This window comes from Shewanella sp. SG41-4, assembly GCF_014164505.1.
GTDB lineage: Bacteria > Pseudomonadota > Gammaproteobacteria > Enterobacterales > Shewanellaceae > Shewanella.
The window spans coordinates 1-1,867 of record NZ_JACJFI010000512.1 but is presented as its reverse complement, the minus strand read 5'-3'; the positions used below and the strand labels follow the sequence as shown (position 1 = coordinate 1,867).

The following is a 1,867-nucleotide window of genomic DNA, read 5'->3' as shown; positions in this document are numbered from 1 at the left end:
ATTGCATCTAATCCGATGTATATACCAGATATAGATGTAGGTAAGCTTGCTTTAGTATGGATTATGGCACCACATCAATTGTTAGCTCTAGGTTTGCAAGGACATACCGGCACCGGTAAAACGGAATTGGCTTTGTATTTAGCAGACAGATTAAATCTACCTATTTATATTGTGAAAATTCATGCTCGCATGAATCCACAAGATATTGAGGGTAGCTATGTATTAGACTCGGAAAACAACCAAACCATAACACGAAAAGAATATGGTCCTGCTGCAAAAGCCTACCGAAATGGCGGCATTTTGTTGATGGATGAATTCGATAAAGCCAGCGGTGAACTAACATCAGCAATGCATTTGCTGGTGGAAGGTAAGCCATGGCCGTTGGAAATGTTCAAGGAAACCATTATGAAGCACCCACAGTGTTTTATTATTGGTACAGCAAATACTTATGGCAATGGTCATGATGAACGTTACATCACATCTAACCAGATGGATCAAGCATTCCTAAGTCGCTTTATGTGGCTTGAGACGCAGTATCCAAACGTTATACAAGAGTCAAAAATTCTTGAAAAATTTGCTCCGAGATTACCTAGACACCTACGAAACGATATCATTAAGCTTGCAAATGCTTTTAGAGACGCAGCTCTTGGTCCGAATCGTGATGGTAATATCGATGATCCTATTCAATGTATATTTTCAACTCGAGTTATGATTGCTTGGGCATATTACATCCAAACATTTGGTATTTTTCGTACATTAAAACAATCGTTGGATGCTGTATTTCTTAAATCAGTTAGTCGTGATGATGCTGAGATCGCAAATGATATTGTCACCAAAGTTTTTGGTGATGATATTCATAAACCGTTAAAAAACCTGCTTGAAAAAAAGTAGTAAAACCTTCAATAAACGCATCTTTAAACACAATACCGAATGGTACTGTGTTTGAGGCGTTTAATATTTCATCAGAACATTGGGATGGCAGAACAAAATGGGCTGCTATTTCTATTGATGGAATGTTTATTATTGAAGGTTCGGTAAACGAGGATCGCACGCTGAACGTTAATGGAATAGTTGAATCAAAATCCAATGTTAATATCGGGTTAAGAAGCAGCTGTAGACATATCATATGTCAAACCATTGATGGTGAAAAAACGTTTGATTTTGCTCATTATCGTGCAAGTCAAATTACAGTAGAACACACAAAACTCAGTTTTTTGCTTTATACCCATGCATCAGGAAAAAAATGGGCAATTGCGGAAAACCATACCAAAGTAGTTGTTTTGTTTAAGAATGACCAAACTCAAGGGCGCTGGGTTCTTTATGAGAACGAACACATTGATTTGACGAATCAAGATGGAATATCTGAACGAATCAAAGTGATCAAAAGCAAACTTAATAAAGGTTATAATTTAGACGGACTTTGTACCTACGAAGGTATTATTAAACAATAACTTAAACCCCATAAGGGATACACTCTTCCCTTTGGGTAGATGTATCCCTTTTTTACGTCCTTGGAGGACAAAATTATGGCTACATCTACAAAATCAAACAATGCTGCAACAGCAACTACATCTGAGCTATGTTCGCGTTTAACTCAACTTGAGCAAGGAGTTTGTGTTGTTAACGTCATAACCATGGCGGCTTGTGGGGAGAAATCCCTACCTAAAGTAAAAGTAGAATTGGATGGAAAACTACAGGATTCAGACTCTATCAAAGGGTCAAAGATTCGCTGGTTTCCAAAAGAGCCACTTAACTTTACAAGCAAAACAAAACAAAGTATTTCAAAAGTTTTAAACTCATACGGAGTCCGTTGGGGAGATATGACAATCGTTCCTTTAGCACGATTGGAAGAGCTTCAAAACGAGAT

Annotated in this window: 3 protein-coding genes; all 3 read left to right on the top strand. The window is 37.5% G+C overall.

Annotation, left to right across the window (positions count from 1 at the left end):
* Positions 1 to 891 (top strand): AAA family ATPase (locus H5202_RS21720; protein WP_220493968.1); only part of this gene is annotated, 891 nt, incomplete at its 5' end.
* Between the two features lie 47 nt (positions 892 to 938).
* Positions 939 to 1,451, top strand: a complete 513-nt coding sequence (locus H5202_RS21715) for a hypothetical protein (RefSeq protein ID WP_182773872.1) — start codon at positions 939 to 941, stop codon at positions 1,449 to 1,451.
* 75 nt (positions 1,452 to 1,526) lie between these two features.
* Positions 1,527 to 1,867 (top strand): hypothetical protein (locus H5202_RS21710; RefSeq protein WP_182773871.1); only part of this gene is annotated, 341 nt, incomplete at its 3' end.